Annotated in this window: 14 protein-coding genes and 3 tRNA genes; 8 read left to right on the forward strand and 9 right to left on the reverse strand. The window is 41.1% G+C overall.

The window, feature by feature from the left end:
- Positions 1-234 precede the first annotated feature (234 nt).
- Genes xdhA through FM019_RS15040 form a run of 7 tightly spaced genes read left to right on the forward strand, consistent with a single transcriptional unit; the run spans position 235 to position 8,239 of the window.
- Positions 235-1,674 (forward strand): xanthine dehydrogenase small subunit, encoded by a 1,440-nt coding sequence (gene xdhA / locus FM019_RS15010; protein ID WP_143836781.1) that lies wholly within the window; start codon positions 235-237, stop codon positions 1,672-1,674.
- Positions 1,667-4,006: a xanthine dehydrogenase molybdopterin binding subunit gene (gene xdhB / locus FM019_RS15015; RefSeq protein ID WP_143836782.1), complete on the forward strand. Its 2,340-nt coding sequence runs from the start codon at positions 1,667-1,669 to the stop codon at positions 4,004-4,006. The genes xdhA and xdhB overlap by 8 nt, the downstream gene beginning before the upstream one ends.
- On the forward strand, positions 4,003-4,845 hold the full coding sequence (xdhC, locus tag FM019_RS15020) for a xanthine dehydrogenase accessory protein XdhC (protein ID WP_143836783.1): 843 nt from the start codon (positions 4,003-4,005) through the stop codon (positions 4,843-4,845). Before xdhB ends, xdhC begins: the two co-directional genes overlap by 4 nt.
- Positions 4,842-5,369: a 2-oxo-4-hydroxy-4-carboxy-5-ureidoimidazoline decarboxylase gene (uraD, locus tag FM019_RS15025; protein WP_143836784.1), complete on the forward strand. Its 528-nt coding sequence runs from the start codon at positions 4,842-4,844 to the stop codon at positions 5,367-5,369. The genes xdhC and uraD overlap by 4 nt, the downstream gene beginning before the upstream one ends.
- Positions 5,369-5,692 (forward strand): hydroxyisourate hydrolase, encoded by a 324-nt coding sequence (uraH, locus tag FM019_RS15030; protein WP_143836785.1) that lies wholly within the window; start codon positions 5,369-5,371, stop codon positions 5,690-5,692. The genes uraD and uraH overlap by 1 nt, the downstream gene beginning before the upstream one ends.
- Before the next feature lie 7 nt (positions 5,693-5,699).
- Positions 5,700-7,031 (forward strand): guanine deaminase, encoded by a 1,332-nt coding sequence (gene guaD, locus FM019_RS15035; RefSeq protein ID WP_143836786.1) that lies wholly within the window; start codon positions 5,700-5,702, stop codon positions 7,029-7,031.
- Positions 7,031-8,239, forward strand: coding sequence for a urate hydroxylase PuuD (locus FM019_RS15040; protein WP_143836787.1), 1,209 nt, complete (start codon positions 7,031-7,033; stop codon positions 8,237-8,239). The genes guaD and FM019_RS15040 overlap by 1 nt, the downstream gene beginning before the upstream one ends.
- Positions 8,240-8,298: 59 nt before the next feature.
- Here FM019_RS15040 and FM019_RS15045 read toward each other — a convergent pair whose 3' ends face one another.
- The 4 genes from FM019_RS15045 to FM019_RS15065 all read right to left on the reverse strand — a co-directional run bounded on the left by FM019_RS15045 (position 8,299) and on the right by FM019_RS15065 (position 11,974).
- A complete protein-coding gene (locus FM019_RS15045) occupies positions 8,299-8,931 on the reverse strand; it encodes a PEP-CTERM sorting domain-containing protein (protein WP_143836788.1) in 633 nt (210 codons plus the stop codon).
- 203 nt (positions 8,932-9,134) lie between these two features.
- Positions 9,135-10,781, reverse strand: a complete 1,647-nt coding sequence (locus tag FM019_RS15050) for a DUF885 domain-containing protein (RefSeq protein ID WP_143836789.1) — start codon at positions 10,779-10,781, stop codon at positions 9,135-9,137.
- 245 nt (positions 10,782-11,026) lie between these two features.
- A complete protein-coding gene (locus FM019_RS15055; protein ID WP_143836790.1) occupies positions 11,027-11,494 on the reverse strand; it encodes an SMI1/KNR4 family protein in 468 nt (155 codons plus the stop codon).
- Positions 11,495-11,887: 393 nt separating this feature from the next.
- Positions 11,888-11,974 (reverse strand) — tRNA-Leu (locus tag FM019_RS15065).
- Positions 11,975-12,476: 502 nt separating this feature from the next.
- Between FM019_RS15065 and FM019_RS15070 the strand changes: the two genes are divergently transcribed.
- Entirely contained in the window at positions 12,477-13,859 is a 1,383-nt protein-coding gene (locus FM019_RS15070; RefSeq protein WP_143836791.1) for a P-loop NTPase fold protein, read from the forward strand.
- Positions 13,860-14,096: 237 nt separating this feature from the next.
- Here the strand turns inward: FM019_RS15070 and FM019_RS15075 are convergent.
- The 5 genes from FM019_RS15075 to uvrY form a co-directional block, all read right to left on the reverse strand.
- Positions 14,097-14,170, reverse strand: a tRNA-Cys gene (locus FM019_RS15075).
- 4 nt (positions 14,171-14,174) lie between these two features.
- A tRNA-Gly gene (locus FM019_RS15080) sits at positions 14,175-14,250 on the reverse strand.
- A 176-nt stretch (positions 14,251-14,426) separates the two neighbouring features.
- Complete coding sequence (gene pgsA / locus FM019_RS15085; RefSeq protein WP_143836792.1) at positions 14,427-14,993, reverse strand: CDP-diacylglycerol--glycerol-3-phosphate 3-phosphatidyltransferase; 567 nt, start codon at positions 14,991-14,993, stop codon at positions 14,427-14,429.
- Positions 14,994-15,046: 53 nt separating this feature from the next.
- The gene (gene uvrC, locus FM019_RS15090; protein WP_143836793.1) at positions 15,047-16,873 is read right to left on the reverse strand and encodes an excinuclease ABC subunit UvrC; all 1,827 of its coding nucleotides are present in this window, start codon (positions 16,871-16,873) and stop codon (positions 15,047-15,049) included.
- Positions 16,874-16,895: 22 nt separating this feature from the next.
- Complete coding sequence (gene uvrY, locus FM019_RS15095; protein ID WP_143836794.1) at positions 16,896-17,540, reverse strand: UvrY/SirA/GacA family response regulator transcription factor; 645 nt, start codon at positions 17,538-17,540, stop codon at positions 16,896-16,898.
- Between the last annotated feature and the right edge of the window lie 144 nt (positions 17,541-17,684).

The raw sequence follows: 17,684 nt of genomic DNA on the forward strand, positions 1-17,684 counted from the left end.
GTGAATTTTCAGGGCGCGACATACTTAATCGAGTATATCGATGACCAATGTATCATTTGTTTTTTACTTTTCTAAGTCAGAGTGAAAAATATTTTCATGCTTTACTATAAATTAATTTGACCATTTGGTCAGGTTTTATATTATGTCAGTAATTTGTCACTGTTAAAAATGGTTTGTTGCGACTTAAACTAGGTTTAAAAACTAATTTTTATCTGTAACCTGAAAGGATTAATTTTGATTAGCTTCATGCTCAATAAGCAACGTATTGACATCACTTCAATTCCAACGGACCTCACCGTTTTGGAGTATTTACGTGAGCACCAATCCTTGTGCGGGACGAAAGAAGGCTGTGCGTCAGGAGATTGTGGAGCCTGTACTGTTGCATTAGTCGAACCAAACAAAGAAGGCACGGACTTGACTTACCGAGCAATAAACAGCTGTATCACTTTCATGAGCACATTACATGGAAAACAACTTATAACTGTTGATCATCTATCGTCTAATCAAACACTGCACCCAGTTCAAAAGGCCTTAGTAGACAACCATGCGTCTCAATGCGGATTTTGTACGCCCGGATTTGTCATGTCATTATTTGTTTTCTATCACCAACAAAAACTACTAGACAGACATAATTTGGAGCTGGCGCTTTCTGGAAACCTATGTCGTTGCACAGGTTATCGACCTATAATCGATGCGGCAAAACAAGCATGCAGCGATAAATTCGACGATCACTATGATCACGACAAATCGATCACCTTAGGTACGTTGATGAGCACCGCTAAAAATGAGGTGTCTATTCCGGGCCTTGTCGCTCCAACCAGCCTTCAGCAATTAGCTGACACACTAAAAGCACACCCAGATGGAAGACTGTTTTCTGGCAGCACAGATCTCGCGCTGGAGGTTACTCAACAAAATAGAACGTTACCTTGCCTTATCGATTTAAAAAGGGTGCCAGAGCTAAATTGTCTAAGATTAACTGCTGAAGTGTTAGAAATTGGTGCTGCGCTTCCATTTGCCGATATAGAAGACGTACTTCTAACCCAGTTCCCACAGCTTAACGAATTATTCTGGCGATTTGCTTCTGTCCCAATTCGACATCAAGCCACACTGGGCGGTAATGTCGCTAATGCATCCCCCATCGGTGACATGCCTCCGGTATTACTGGCGCTTAACGCTAAGATTCTCGTTGGGAATGGTACCGAGACTCGATTGATACCCGCCAATTCGTTTTTTATCGACTATCGCAAAACAGCTCTTGCCAAGGGAGAGTTCATTCAAAGTATTCAAATACCCTTATTACCCAATCACGTTCATTTACGTGCTTATAAAATTTCTAAGCGAATGGAAGACGATATTTCTGCCGTTTGTGCTGTGTTTAACGTTCAAATCGAAAACGGATTAATTACAGCAATTTCCACTGGGTTTGGTGGTGTAGCAGCAATACCTATGTTTGCATCCGAACTCAATGAAAAATTACTGGGGCTTCAATGGCATGAATCTGCAACCATGACATTAGGTAAAGAGATTTTATCCCGTGCCTTTTCACCAATCGATGATGTGAGAGCCAGTGCCGAGTATAGAACAAATATGGTAATGAATTTGTGGCACCGATTTTGGTTGGAAACCAATTCTGATCTACAAGCCGTTCAAACGCGGGTAAAGCAGCATGCGTAAACTCATTGATATAGACACTCACGCTATCGCGCCCAAAAGTATTGGCATGAAGGTTCCCCATGAGAGCGCCATCAGACAGGTATCAGGAACGGCTCAATATGTCGATGATCAACGCTTGCCCGCAAATACTCTGTTTGCAGCGGTTGGAACTAGTGACGTAGCACGTGGGACACTAACCAAATTAGATTTAAGCAAAGTACGCAATAGCCCTGGCGTAATTGACGTGATTACTGTTGATGATGTGCCAGGTCATATTGATATTGCACCCGTATTCGACGGTGATCCGGTGTTAGCTCACTCTGACATTTTATTTTACGGACAACCCATTTTTGCCGTATTGGCAACGAGCGTCAAATTAGCCCGTCAAGCTGTATCTCTCGCATCTATTCAAACCAGCGACAAAGAACCTGTTCTTAGTATTGAACAGTCTCACAACAAGGCTTCTTTTGTCAGGCCTAAGCATACCATGCAAACGGGAGATCCCGATTTAGCGTTAACTGAAGCTCCACTTAAGATTGAAGGCTCAATTGATATAGGAGGTCAAGAGCACCTCTATCTTGAAGGTCAGGTATCTGTCGCTATTCCGCAAGAAGAAGAGCGTATGCTGGTATTCACCTCCAGCCAGCACCCCAGTGAAGTACAAAAATTAGTAGCAGAAGTACTAAACGTTAAGCTGCATAAAGTTATTGTTGATATGCGTCGAATGGGCGGTGGCTTTGGCGGTAAAGAAACCCAGGCAGCTCAGTGGGCATGTATTGCTTCCTTGCTTGCCCATCGTAACCAATGCCCAGTTAAATTGCGCCTCCCTCGTGTGCAAGACATGCAATCAACAGGTAAACGCCATCCATTCACTAACTTCTACAAAATTGCTGTGGATGACAAGGGCATTATTCAAGGTAGCGATATTCAAATTAATGGGGATTGTGGCCATTCCGCTGATCTTTCCGATGCGATTGTTGATCGTGCCATGTTCCATGCAGACAACGCCTATGCGCTGGTTAATAGTAAAATTGTAGGGCACAGGTGTCGCACCAATAAAGTATCGCATACCGCGTTCAGAGGATTTGGTGGACCGCAAGGAATGATGGTCGCTGAGGCCATGCTTGATGCCATTGCCCGAAAGATCGGTGAAGATCCGCTCACGGTTAGAAAACGAAATTTGTATGGCATGAATGGAAGAAACTCAACCCATTATGGCATGCAGGTAGAACATAATGTTTTACCGGATCTCATTTCTAGGCTGGAAATTTCGTCAGATTATTGGTCTCGTCGCAAAGAGATCACCAAATTCAATCAAACCAGTCCGATCATTAAAAAAGGGTTGGCATTAACACCTGTGAAGTTTGGTATTTCTTTTACTGCAAAGCATCTTAACCAAGCCGGTGCCCTACTCCACGTTTATACCGATGGCAGTATTCAGATTAATCACGGCGGCACAGAAATGGGGCAAGGCCTGCACACTAAAATTGCACAAATTGTTGCCCATGAATTCGGACTGCCAATTGAGCATATCGAAGTTACTTCTACACGCACAGACAAAGTCCCCAATACCTCACCAACAGCGGCATCTAGTGGCACAGATATTAATGGCAAGGCCGCTCAAAACGCCTGTATTACTATTAAAAAAAGGCTAGCGGAATGTTTTGCGAAGCCGTTAGGGCTAAATCCTGATGAAGTGATATTTGAACAGCAACATTTACGCTGTGGTGAACACCAAATCCCGTTTGTTGAGCTAGTTCAAAAGGCCTACATAGAGAGGGTTTCTTTGTCTGCAAATGGTTTCTATAAAACACCCAAAATTCATTATGATCGGGAAACAGGTAAAGGCCGACCGTTTTTCTATTTCGCCAATGGCGCTGCAGTAAGCGAAGTTACGATCGATACCCTTACAGGCGAGATGAAAGTTGAACGTGTGGATATTTTGCATGATGTCGGCACAAGCCTTAATCCAGCTATCGACATTGGACAAATAGAAGGCGGCTTTATTCAGGGTATGGGATGGCTTACCACTGAAGAGTTGCTTTGGAACGATCAAGGAAAATTGATCAGCAATAATGCTGCGACCTACAAAATTCCGGCGATTGGCGACACTCCTAAAGTGTTCAATGTGTCTTTATACCCACATGCAAACCCCGAAGACAGTATTTACCACTCTAAAGCCGTAGGCGAGCCACCCTTGATGTTGGCTATTTCAGTATGGTGTGCAATTAAAGACGCCATTTCGAGCATCGCAGATTATAAAATTGACCCGCCTCTTAACACCCCGGCAACCGCTGAAAAAATTTATAATGCGTGCGAGAAAGTACGAAAAATCGCCGGAGCCGAATTATGAATAATCACAATTGGTTTGAAGGCATAAGACGTTGTCAAAATAACGGAATTGGCTATGTACTAATTACGGTAATGGGCTCCTTAGGGTCAACACCTCGTCCTCAGGGTACTAAGATGGTGGTTACAGCTGGACAGATTTTTGGCAGCATAGGTGGAGGAAACCTTGAGCACCAGGCAATCCAATCAGCACGCTCTATGCTCACAGATAATTCCAACGGCCAACGATTAGAGCATTTTCCACTTGCCGCAAAACTGTCTCAGTGTTGTGGTGGAGCCACTCACGTGTTATTCGAATCTTTTGTAGAGCATATCAATAGAATCGCGATTTTTGGGGCTGGTCACGTCTCACAAGCACTAATACCCATCTTAGCCCAGTTGCCATTGCACATAGATTGGTTTGACAGCCGAGCAGAAATGTTTATCGACGCCTCGAAGTTTGAAAATGTCACGCAACATATTATTGATTCACCCAAAGACGTTTTCACTAACGCTACAAATGCAAAGTGGGCGTTGATCATAACTCATGATCATCAACTTGATATGCAAATCACTGAGCAGGCCCTAGCAACCGATGATATTGAGTACGTTGGCTTAATCGGCTCAAAGACAAAAGCAAAACGTTTTAAATATCGTTTGGGCATTAACAGTAAAACCAAGCACAACCTTAATAAACTTGTTAGCCCCGTTGGTGTGTTAGATATACCAGGTAAAAGTCCGATAGAGGTAGCTGTGTCGATTGCTGGGCAAATCATTCAAAAACTGCACGAAAATGCACCTCCGTCGACTCAACAACTAAAGCAGTCTTGGCAACAAACAAAGCATATTGCAGATTTACTATGACACTTCTCGAACTAAATACGTTAGACAATCAAAAAGCCTACCAATGGTTTGAGTCCTGTTGCGCCGCTCCGCGTTGGTGTTCTCAAATGGTGGCTCAGAGACCTTTTGAAACGGCAGAGCGATTACATACGACTGCGTTTGAAATATGGCAAGGCCTTAATAATTCTGATTATTTGCAGGCGTTTGAGGCCCATCCAATGATTGGCGACATCAATACTTTAAAAAAAAAGTACGCTTCAACATCTGCAGTGGCCAAGAATGAGCAAGCAGGGGCGGCTTTAGCCGACGAAAAAACCTTATTTGCACTCCAGACATTAAACAAAGAGTATCTCGAGAAAAATGGCTTTATTTTTATCATTTGCGCTACGGGTTTAAGCGCTAAGCAAATGCTACAAGAGCTTAAAAAGCGCATAAAAAATGGGCGTAAGCAGGAAATTCAAATTGCAGCAGCTCAACAAATGATGATCACAAAAATTAGAATAAATAAGCAATTGAACTTAACTGACCAGGGCTTAAATACATAATGAATACTTTATCCAGCCACGTACTCGACACTGCCAATGGCAAACCAGTGGCAAATTTGGCATTGGAATTGATGCTTCCTGATGGCCAAACTGTTGTGTCGTCAACAGACAATGACGGACGCTGCAAAGACTGGCAGAACTGCGACTTGAGCGCTGGACAGTATCGTTTGAGGTTCCAGGTAAAACCCTATTTAATCCAGACTCATGGAGAGAGTTTTTATCCTCATGTTGATGTTCACTTTGAACTTCAGGCTACTAACGATCACTATCATGTACCTTTGTTGATATCCCCTTTTGGTTTTAGTAGTTATCGAGGTAGTTAACACCACTATGGATCCCAACCTGCAACTGTATCGTGCAAGTATTTTGCATTTCCCTACAAGCACCGCTAGCCCTGAATTAGAATTTTGTTATTTTTCAGATGGTTACATGGTTACGCGTAACGGTAAAATAGAAGACTTGGGCAACTTTAAACACCTACCAAGTGAATATCGAGAGTTAAAATGTGTTGATTACACGGGAATGTTGCTGTTACCCGGTTTAATCGATAGTCATGTTCATTTCCCGCAAACTGAAATGATTGCTAGTTTTGGTGAACAGTTGTTGGAGTGGTTACAAAATTACACCTTCCCTACTGAACAAAAATTTGAAGATGAACAATACGCGGCGAACATCAGTAACCTATTCCTTAATCAATTATTAAGTAATGGTACGACTTCCGCGCTGGTTTATTCCACAGTGCATAAAGCTGCCACCGATGCGTTGTTCGAACAAGCCCGAAATCTAAATATGTGCTTAGCTGCAGGTAAAGTCTGTATGGACCGAAACTGCCCGCCGGAATTACAAGATACCGTTCAAAGTGCGCAAGTAGACAGTGCGGCACTGATTGAAAAATGGCACGGGAACGGTCGTTTGCTTTATGCCCTAACACCCAGATTTGCGCCAACCAGTTCTCCTGAGCAATTATCAGCGTTAGGCGAGCTGGCAAAACAATACCCTGATGTATTTATCCAGACACACCTGTCAGAGAATAAAAACGAGATTGCTTGGGTGAAATCTTTGTATCCAGAGTTTACACACTATTTGGATGTATACGATTATTTTGGGTTAGTGCGTAACCGCAGTGTGTTTGGCCACTGCTTACATTTATTACCTTATGAATGGGAATTGCTCAAATCCGCGGGAGCCACAGTGGCTTTTTGCCCTAGTTCTAATTTGTTTTTGGGCAGCGGTTTGTTTGATCTTGAAGAAGCTCGTCAACACAAGGTTAATATCGCCTTAGCGTCTGATGTAGGCGCAGGTACAACCTTTAATATGTTAAGAGTACAGGGTGAAGCCTATAAGGTTAGTCAATTAAACCATTCCAAATTGTCACCCCTTGAAGGTTTATACATGATGACCCAAGGTGCAGCAGTTGCTTTGGGCTTAGACTCATCGATAGGTAACTTGAATGTGGGAACCGATGCCGATTTCATTTTGCTCGATCCAAAATTTAATCAATTGAGTCAACTGCGCACAGCCAATGTCTATGAAGGCGATCAAATTGATCAACCCAGTGATCTAATATTTGCACTGAGTATGTTGGCTGATGAAAGAACCATCCACGCCACCTATGTCGCGGGCGAACGGGTATATCAAAACACACAAGGAGAGCGGCGCTAATGTGGATGGACTGGTTGTCACTATTTTTACGTTGGTTTCATGTCATAGCGGGTGTGGCCTGGATAGGCGCCTCGTTCTATTTCATATGGTTGGACAATAACTTAGAAACGCCTCCCGATTGGAAAAAACAAAAAGGCATTAAAGGTGATCTGTGGGCCGTACATGGTGGCGGCTTTTACGAAGTCGCCAAGTATCAATATGGTCCCGAAACGATACCCAAAACACTCCACTGGTTTAAATGGGAAGCTTATACCACCTGGATCAGCGGCTTTTTACTGCTGATATTGATTTACTATTTTGGTGCGTCAGCCTATTTGATTGACCCAGGTGTGGCTGATCTTTCTGCTGCACAAGCCATAGGTTTGGGCTTAGCGCTCATTTTTGGCGGTCTGCTGGTCTATGAAGTTGCTTGTCGAAGCCCATTAGCAAAACACCCATTAGCGTTTGCAATTGCCTTTGTAGCGTTCTTATCACTGCTAAGCTGGTTGTCAACCCAATGGTTTAGCGGCCGCGGTGCTTATATCCATATCGGCGCTTTGATAGGCACGATCATGGCAGCAAATGTGCTACTACAAATCATCCCCTCACAAAAAGCTATGGTCGCTGCAGTTGCTAACAAACAAGATATCGATCCTTCCTGGGGTGAAAAAGCCAAATTGCGATCGGTGCATAACAACTATCTTACCCTGCCATTGTTATTTATTATGATTAGCAATCATTATCCGATGACTTATCAGCACGAACTAAACTGGCTGGTACTCATCGTGATTTCTATCGTTTCTGCATGGATCCGGCATTTCTTCAACTTGAGACACCTCGGCATAGTCAAACCTTCAATTTTAATCTCGGGTGGAATTGGAATGTTGGTTATTGCGCTTTGGGTAAGCATGCCAGCTGATTATTTTACAAAGCCGTCTTCCGAACCAGAGGTTGAAACAATAGCATTGCCAATGGTGACGCAAAAACAAGTGACTGATTTAATGGATAAACACTGCGTCTCTTGCCATTCTTCGAAGCCTACAGATGAAATGTTTCGCGTTGCACCTTTGGGGTTGGTGTTTGATACATGGCAAGACATTGAGAATAAGTCGATTGCGATCTATCGCCGAACATCTGTCACCAAAGATATGCCGTTTTTAAATAAATCAAACATGAGCGAAGAAGAACGTAAGGTCATTGAGAATTGGTATCTGCAACGCATAAAGTAAAAGGTTTTCCAGTGCGCAGTTGAACTGCTACGCACTGAATAAACCATTCGAAAAATTTTCTATTGAGTTTTACGTGCGAACCCCATCAGGCCAACACCTAATACTAACAATGCCGCCATTGACGGCTCTGGCACATCAACACTGGCATTAACGACCGACCATGTACCTAACACTGATGCACTATTAGTGTCACTGATGTCATCAGCAGGAAAGAATATTTTTCCACTTGAAGCACTAGATAAAAAATGTTGGTAAAAGTTTTCGCCTATTGTCCAAGTAGCACTGCCCACAAATGCTAACGCACCTTGGGTAAATGAGAGACTAGAATCCGAAGAAACTTCAAAAATATTCAGACCAGGATCGTTGGAAAAATGAAATAGATTTGGTACGAAGTTACTACTATTGTTAGCGCTCGTTAAGTCACCAGCAACTAAATTTTCATCAATTCCTCCTAAATTATTCGAGCCAAAAAAACCATCCAAGTAAATACCGGTAAAATCAGAACCCGATGCCGTGATAAGTGAAGCACCATCCGTTGCATTAATTGAAATAGTATTTTCAACACTTAAATCAACTTCAAGCAAAAGTGAAGCATTGACGACTGAAACGTAAGTTAAACTCGTTAAAAACAAGCTGAAGGAAATGAATAACTTCCTGATCTTGGTAGCAAATTGTGTGCGATTATTTTTCATTTTTTATTCCTTTGTACAAACAACTATTGAAAAGCGCAACCACAGATTATGGCTGCACACCTGGGTTTACGTTAAGTAAACGAAATAGTTGCGACAGCAGAAACTTTTTTTAAAAAATCAGATCCAAATTGCCAATCGCTTTAATAAACTAAATTTTTGAGATTTTTGTCAGATCTCATCCAAAGTGACCCGTTATTCATCTTTTACCATTCTTCGCTTTTTGCAGCCTTTTCTACCTCTTCAAGAAATTTTGGCTTTTTGCCGGTCATCTGCCAAGTTCCTAAAGACATCGGAATGTTGCCAATTTGGTTAAGCTCATCAAAAAACGTCTTCAAAACAAAGGGATTGCCATTCTCCTCAGCCAGTTTTGCTTTTTCCATCAAGGCATCATCCAATAAACTTTTACCCGTTACATAACTAGTACCGTAACCAGGTTGGCGAAGATAAAGATGCTGTTCGAAAATAAGCAAGTCGGGTTCAGTTTTCATCCAACCTCTTGGTGTGTAATTCATGTGAATTTTACCCGCGTCTTCCATAGTCATTTGATTAGCATGAGCATATAAAGAACCAAGCCCTCTGGCTGCTCTTTGCGCTAACATTATCCAAACAATTTCTCTGGCCCTTGGGTTATTATCGTACAGGCCGGCGTGCATAAAAATTTCTTCGACCGCAGTTGCGGTGCCCTCATTACGACTGTCAAAGATATTGTAAAGCAATGCGTCTCTTCTTATAAATCTTGAGTTTGGCTCATTCTCCATCCTTGCCAGTTCGAACCAATGGTAAAAGTGAGAATACAAAGGTGTTGGGTCAAAATGGCTGCCGATATAAAAAAAGTGACGCGTTTCTACCGGGACAAAGCTGCCAAGCCTTTCAAAAAGTGCCGGTTTAAAATAATCCGCAACCGTAACAATCTGCTTTTCGTCCAGAAATTTCAAAAAGTTGTTAGCTGAGCGAATCGCTAATTCGTCATATTCCTGCTTGTTTTTTACCGACATTAACTGCGGAAGATTAATATTTCTATGCTCTTCTAATTTCAGCGATGACCAAGCTCTTTCTAGTTCACGTTTTAACAATCGCTCTTCATCTTTCCACGTCATAGGAACCAAATGAACATGTTGTTGGTACCAACTGTAGTGTTCTTCGCCAATTCCAGAGGGGCCGGTTTTGCTTTCGCTTTGTTGCTCCAGCCACTTAATAAACGACTGTGTTGCCAATGCTGCTTTTTGTAGAACAGAGCTAAGTTCGTTGTTGTTTAGGGTTGCAATATCTTGTTGGACACCCTCGAGTGCTTGGAATTGCTCTTGAATGTCACGGATCCCAGCAATCCAGAGCTCCCTCGCGTTACCTGTCAAATTTTCTCTAGCCTGGTCTAAAAATGGAGGAATTCGCGACAAATCAGTAGTTAGTCTGTTTTGCTCTGTCTCACTCAATGGAAACGAATAGGTCCATAGTTCGGTGAGAAAATGTGGTGTTGGCCCTTCATGAGCTGGCACATCACTTTTGTAAGTCCAAACTTGCTTGTAGAACGCAGGATCGCGTTGCCAAGGTTTTAAAACCCGCTGATTAAAATCGTAGCCATTTAGTTCAGCTAACATCACAAACCAATCAATTTGTTGAGCGGTGCTCCAATTTGATTTATCAAACGCTATAAGTGAACGCTTGATATCTTTCCAAGTGCCGTGACGTTGTTTAAATGTTTGCTGTCGGTAATCAGGTGCCCCTTCAAACAATGGCGCAACTTCAAAACTACGCCACTGTGAAAAAAGTTGTTCAAATTGGGTGAAATTCTGTGACGCAAATGTGTTAAATGAGAAAAGTATACTAACAAACGTGACCAGACCTGTTTTCATTATTATCTCCCTGTCTTTGTTTTATCAGTGTAGCAAACATTTGATTAAGCTAAGTTCTTTTTGGAATTCAACCAGCTTGTATATAGGTTATACAAATGAGTTTCCCGTTACGCTAATTCAGTAAAACTTAAGTGGCGATAAATTAAACGGTGAGTGGGGAATAAAGTTTCAGATACGATTTATTTAATTAATCAGGGATTTCAGTTTGTTGGAATAAGCTGGCCGGAAAAGAGATTTTCAATGCGTTAGATTATTTCTAGAACGCGAAACTTTTCAATAAACTGCCCAATATCTTTTGCAACGATTGTCGCATCTTCAAAATCGGCTTCAACACCATGAACGATTTTTCCAAACGTAGCATTTTCAACTGAAACTGCATAATATTCATAGCCATCCTCAACACTCATAAAAAAAGGAATATGGCTGTCCCAAAAGGACTTGATTCGATCAATTTCGTCTTTATCGTCTTCTGCAGATTCTATCGACATTAATTCAAATTCATTCCAGCGAAAAGCATCCTTGCTCTCTTCTGAAACAACATGACATGTAACAAACCATTTAGTTTTTTGTGCATTTTCACACATTGCGTACTTTGTAAGAAATCGTTGCAACGCTTCTGGTAAAACTGGATATCTATTTGTTAATGCTGCGGGAATTTCTTGCGAATTTCCTTTTAAGATATTCCACCCATAATTATATAGAACTTCAATCAATCGTATGCCTCTTTATATCTAGTTAGTGCGTCTTAAATAATTGATAAGAGTTAACAATTACTGCACAAATAAATCTAAATTGACAAGATGTTTTATACACAACATGCCAACTATTCATAGAGCTTATGTACTTTAAAGTGAATAATTGAAAAATAACATTACCCTGCGGCAGACACTCTGAAAAACAGGATCATGTAGAAATTCCATAACCTATTAGAACTGCTATCAACACGAGCATATGGTTTTAGGAATTTTGAAAATTATCGAATAAGAGTAATGATCCATTGTGCACGCCGGTTACCCGGATGGGATGGTGTAATTAACCGTGTACGATGAATGCTTATCCCCCGTTTATGGGGTAGAGCCCAGAATTATCTATGAAATATCGAGAGATGGTGCCCGGGGCCGGACTTGAACCGGCACGTCCTTACGAACGAGGGATTTTAAATCCCTTGTGTCTACCAATTTCACCACCCGGGCATCGGATGAACTCATAAGACCTATGAGAGGGTTCTAACTTCTTGACCAAACTTCGTTTGGTACCTTGTGGTCGCTACCAGCATCCTGCTTCTCGCGACACTAGTGCATCCTGCACGTCGTCTACCAATTTCACCACCCGGGCATCGGATGAACTCATAAGACCTATGAGAGGTGTTTCCACATGACCCCTTAAACAAGAGTATCAAAATGGAGGCGGAACCCACCATCAAAAAGTTTGATTAACTACTTGATGTGATTCATAATTTTTTAGCTGGAAAACTGTTGTACCCACCAAGGTACCTACACACTAAAAACACGTCTCCTTTGAAGACAGTGCGGATTATACATATCAATCTAATCTATGCAATATGAAAATCCAAAGTTAAGTACTGAAAGGTTAGAAAGTGCTCATTTTTAACAAGATAAATTAACATAACTCATTTTTTATACTTCAAATTCAGTTGAGTAAAAGCCTACAAACAAACAAAGAAGGACCTAATAGATGTATTTTAAAAACTTAGATTTCGAAGTTGAACCGACTGAACCACTCAAACACGATAAATTAGAAAGAAAATACGAAATTGAAAATCTAACTTCTTTAATTCTTAACCTTAATACACCAGCAGTGTTAGCTATAAATTCTCCATGGGGATCAGGAAAAACCACATTCGTTAAAATGTGGCAACAACAACTAAAAGAAAGTGAAGCTGAGACATTATATTTCAACGCATGGGAGACTGATTTTTCTCAAGATCCATTAGTTGCTTTTTTGGGTGAAATGACTAGTGGGCTGAAAGAACTGATTGGAGAGTCAAAAAGTTCAAAACACGCGTGGGATCATACCGTCAATTTAGGTAAGAAAATTTTAAAATATGGAGTTCCGGCAGCTATTAAAATATCAACTGCTGGCGTTCTTGATGCAGATAAAGTTTTAGAAAGTGAACTAGGAAAATCTTTAAGTTCCTTAGCTTCAGATTCGTTGAATGGATACTTAGAGCAAAAGTCTGACATTGTAGAGTTTCACGATTCGTTAAAAAAATTCATTGAGAATTCTGAAAAAGAACGGATTGTTATTTTCGTTGATGAACTGGACCGTTGCAGACCCAATTATGCAGTTGAATTATTGGAAAGAATAAAGCACCTATTTAATATTGAGGGGATCACCTTCGTTCTATCAATAGATAAAGCTCAACTCGCTCATTCCATAAATTCAGTATATGGAGAAAAATTTGAGTCTAATGGTTACCTAAGAAGATTTATTGATTTTGAATACAGTTTACAAAAACCCAAGCTGGAAAAATTTGTGAAATCACTATTTTCGACTTTGGAAATAGATAAATTTTGTGAACCTCGGCAAAAATATAGTGAATTAAGAAATGATCTGGACAGTCTATCTAAATCTACTATTTTCTTTGCTGAAAATTTCAATTTATCTCTGCGTGAAACTGAACAAATAGTAGCTTACACAAATGTAGCGATTAGGACCGCAAAGGAAAATGAATATATACATCCGCCACTACTTGTTTTCTTAATAGCGTTAAAATACATGGATGTAGTTTCTTACAACAAATTCATATCTCAAACTTCTTTTGAAACTGAAGTTTTAGACTTTTTAATGAAAAGTATGCCAGATCAATTGAAAAAAGATCACTTTGTCGCCTATTTAGAGGGGTTAATACTGAGTGTAACCTACAAAAAAGAATCTGAATCAAAACGAATACAAGAACACAAAAAGGTATTGTCTAGAGACGAGAAGACAGATGAAGAAGAGCACTACTCTTCAACTGTTTTAAACGTTTTTAATCGCCCGTCAGGATTTGCACAGAGAATCAGTTTAGAGCTACTTGCGAAACGAATAAATTGGATAAGTGAATTTGAGTTTTAAAAATCATGTGGGTACTAACAATAGAAATAAGAGCTCTGACCTGTGGGTACATTTGGTCAATATAAAAACCATCTGTTGCTTATGTACCCACAAAAATACCCACAAATTCAATTGTAACAAGACCTAATATCTATTCTAAATACATAAAAAAACCACCCATTGGGTGGTTTCTTAGAAAAATTACTTTAGACTTCAAAAAGTAACTTTAAGTCATTGATTTATAACGACTTTTTCAACTGGAGGCGGAACCCGGAGTCGAACCGAGATCCACGGATTTGCAATCCGCTGCATAGCCATTCTGCCATTCCGCCAATTTGGAGCGGGAAACGAGACTCGAACTCGCGACCCCGACCTTGGCAAGGTCGTGCTCTACCAACTGAGCTATTCCCGCGTATAAACGACTTAAGTTAAGTTCATTTATCGCATTCCGCTGTTGCGAAATGTGAGGCAGCATTCTACCGTCAAAGTGTTATCTGTCAACTACAAAAATGGCCTTTTATGTGCGTTTGGCTGATTTTTAACATAAATGCGTTAAATTCAATCAAAGGAGATATTTTGCTGCTCTTTTTAAGATGATTGAGTCAAGTTTTTCCAGGCAGCAATCGAGTAAGTCAACATCGACCATACTGACAAAAACGCTGCGAAATAAAGTAAAACATAACCCAGCGTAACCCAATACAGGGGAAAGCCCATAAAATATTCGAGTTCTGATAATAATCCGATAAGCGCCAGCATTTGTGCCGTAGTTTTTGCTTTACCAATAAAGGATACAGAAACAATGTCGCTCTTTCCGTGTTGCCCCATCCATTCCCGCAAAGCAGAAACATAAATTTCTCGAGACATTAACAGTATTGCAGGGATCGTAATCCAGACAGTGGCATAGGTGTGGGTAATCATTAGGAGTGCTGCTGCAACAATAAGTTTATCGGCAACTGGATCGAGAAACGCCCCAAACGCTGAAGATTGTTTTAATTTTCGAGCAAGATAGCCATCAAACCAATCAGTTATTGCCGCAAACCAAAAAACAAAAGCGCCCGCTTGTCTAGCCCATTCCCAGTCAAGATAATACACCGTCACAAATATTGGGATAAGCGCTACACGTAGCATGGTAATAATGTTTGGAATTGTCCACATACTTCTATTTAACCTTTGCTTTTGTTGGGAAAAACGCTCTTTTAATATTGTTACTACGCATGAATATGTTCGTAAATTGTGTCAGCCATGTCTTCGCTGATACCAGGAACTTTAGCAATCTCATCCCTACTCGCTTGCAATACGCCTTGGATCCCTCCCATGTATTTGAGCAAAGTTTGCCGCCTTTTAGCGCCAACTCCCGGGACCGATTCAAGTACTGACGTGCGTTTGGCTTTTTGCCGACGCTGTCGATGACCAGTAATTGCGAAGCGGTGCGCTTCATCTCGTATATGCTGTATCAAATGCAACGCAGGAGAATCGCCAGACATCGGTATAGTATCATGATTTCCGGCCAGAATAAGTGTTTCAAGCCCTGGCTTTCTGCTCGTTCCTTTGGCTACACCGATTAACATCGGTTTCTTATCCCCTTTCCAATTTTCAAAATGTGCTTCCGCTTGAGCCAACTGACCTTTACCACCATCGATAAATAGAATATCAGGGATCTTTTCCTGATCTGCTCCAGATTTGTAACGCCGACCTAGCGCCTGAGCCATCGCTGCATAATCGTCTCCCGGAGTTATCCCCTCGATGTTGTAACGCCGGTAATCGGCTTTAAACGGCCCCTCTCGGTTAAACACAACACAAGAAGCCACTGTTTGTTGGCCGGATGTATGACTGATGTCAAAACACTCCATTCGCTGAATAGGCTGTTCTGACTCAAGTACTTTTTCTAATTCAAGATATCGGGCAAAAACGGATTTTTGTTGATTCTGGCGCGCGTCTAGCGCATTTTCGGCGTTGGTATTGGCTAAACTCAAATAACGTTTTTTCTCTTCCCTCGCCCCTTTAAAAAACTGAATTTTGTAGCCTGCTTCTGCACTGAGCAATTGTGCAATACTATCTTGCTCTTCCATTTCCATTGGCAAAACGATTTGTTTAGGAATCGTTTTATTGCCAGCCAAATAAAATTGCAGGATAAATGACTGCAAAACCTCTTCAGAACTCGATTGAGGAGGAACTTTAGGAAAAAAGCTTTTACTGCCAAGCAATTTGTTGTCGCGGATAAACAATCCCTGGATGCTAGCAATACCATTTCTGTAAACAAATCCAAATACGTCCATTTCCTGCTGGTTACCGCTCACCCATTGCTGCTCTTGGACTTTATTGAGCGCACTAATTTGATCACGGTAACGACCGGCGGCTTCAAAGCGCAGTTCTGAGCTGGCTCTTTCCATTTTTTCTACCAACGATTGAATAACTTGTTGGTTTTTGCCTTTAAGAAAAAGTTTCGCCAATTTAATCTGATCATTGTATTCGCTATCAGAAACTAACCCTTCCACACAGGGTCCTGCACAGCGTTGCAGTTGATATTGTAAACAAGGTCGGCTTCGTGCTCGATAATAGCTATCTTCACACTGCCTGACAGGAAAAAGCTTTTGCATTGTACGCAAGCTTTCTCGCACCGCCCAAGCACTTGGATAGGGTCCAAAATATTCGCCTTTGGCTTTTTTTGCGCCTCGATGAATAGTAAGCCGTGGATGTCGATGATCAGAAAGAAAAATAAAAGGATAGGATTTATCGTCTCGCAACAGAACGTTGTAACGAGGTTTATACTTTTTTATAAAATTGTTTTCGAGAATAAAAGCTTCGGTTTCGCTGTTGACAACAGTGACATCCATTTGATGGATTTGTTTCACCAGAGAGCGCGTTTTAATACTATCTAAGGTAGCTTTGAAATAGCTGGAGACGCGTTTCTTAAGATTCTTGGCTTTTCCCACATAAATCACTTCATCCTTGACATTGTACATTCGGTACACACCAGGTTGTGTGGTCAGATTCTTTAGAAACGCTTTGTGGTCAAAACTAGCCTGTTGTTCCATCACTTTTAACTAATCAATATGATTAAAGCTGATTGGTATCGATTAAATTATGGCGCAATGCCAGGTGTGTAAGCTCCACATCCGAGGCAACATTCAGTTTTTCAAACATACGATATCGGTATGTATTGACTGTTTTGGCACTGATATTCAATTGATTAGCAATATCAGGCACTCGAGAGCCTTTCGTGAGCATTATGGTAATTTCTAATTCACGCTTCGAGAGTTGATCAAAAGGATTGGTTTCATTTAGATTCAACTGCCCAATCGCGATTTGCTGTGCAATATCAGGGGCAATATAACGTTGTCCAGCCGCGACTTTACGTATGGCAATGATCATCTCTGCAGGGTCAGTGCCTTTAGTCAGGTAGCCAAAAGCACCAAGTTGCATCACTCGCGCGGGTATCGGGTTTTCTGTGTGCACAGACAACACAATAACTTTCGAGTCCTGTGCGTAATGAATAATCTGCTTAGTTGCTTCTAATCCACCAATTCCAGGCATATTCATATCCATTAACACAATATTAGGGGGCGAATTCCGACAGAATTTAATGGCTTCTTCGCCATTATCCACCTCACCGATCACCTTGAAATCAGAAACATCTTCAAGAATTCTGCGAATGCCCGTGCGAACTAACTCATGGTCATCGACTAATAAAAGTGTGATCAAATGGAACTCCAAACCAACTACCTGAATCAATAAAATAACACAGTAAATAACTATTTTGCAGCGTAAACTTTATATATTTATTGCCAAAGAAAATATCCTACGAAAAAGTTAGTTTATCCTTGGCGGTAGTATTAATTCCCGCCA

Source organism: Aliiglaciecola sp. M165 (genome assembly GCF_007197995.1).
In the GTDB taxonomy this organism is placed as follows: domain Bacteria; phylum Pseudomonadota; class Gammaproteobacteria; order Enterobacterales; family Alteromonadaceae; genus Aliiglaciecola.

Coding starts and splice junctions, on each gene's coding strand:
- xdhB (WP_143836782.1), top strand. CDS start 1,667: ATGCGTAAACTCATTGATATAGACACTCACGCTATCGCGCCCAAAAGT.
- uraH (WP_143836785.1), top strand. CDS start 5,369: ATGAATACTTTATCCAGCCACGTACTCGACACTGCCAATGGCAAACCA.
- FM019_RS15050 (WP_143836789.1), bottom strand. CDS start 10,781: ATGAAAACAGGTCTGGTCACGTTTGTTAGTATACTTTTCTCATTTAAC.
- FM019_RS15040 (WP_143836787.1), top strand. CDS start 7,031: ATGTGGATGGACTGGTTGTCACTATTTTTACGTTGGTTTCATGTCATA.
- uraD (WP_143836784.1), top strand. CDS start 4,842: ATGACACTTCTCGAACTAAATACGTTAGACAATCAAAAAGCCTACCAA.
- guaD (WP_143836786.1), top strand. CDS start 5,700: ATGGATCCCAACCTGCAACTGTATCGTGCAAGTATTTTGCATTTCCCT.
- FM019_RS15045 (WP_143836788.1), bottom strand. CDS start 8,931: ATGAAAAATAATCGCACACAATTTGCTACCAAGATCAGGAAGTTATTC.
- uvrC (WP_143836793.1), bottom strand. CDS start 16,873: ATGGAACAACAGGCTAGTTTTGACCACAAAGCGTTTCTAAAGAATCTG.
- FM019_RS15070 (WP_143836791.1), top strand. CDS start 12,477: ATGTATTTTAAAAACTTAGATTTCGAAGTTGAACCGACTGAACCACTC.
- xdhC (WP_143836783.1), top strand. CDS start 4,003: ATGAATAATCACAATTGGTTTGAAGGCATAAGACGTTGTCAAAATAAC.
- pgsA (WP_143836792.1), bottom strand. CDS start 14,993: ATGTGGACAATTCCAAACATTATTACCATGCTACGTGTAGCGCTTATC.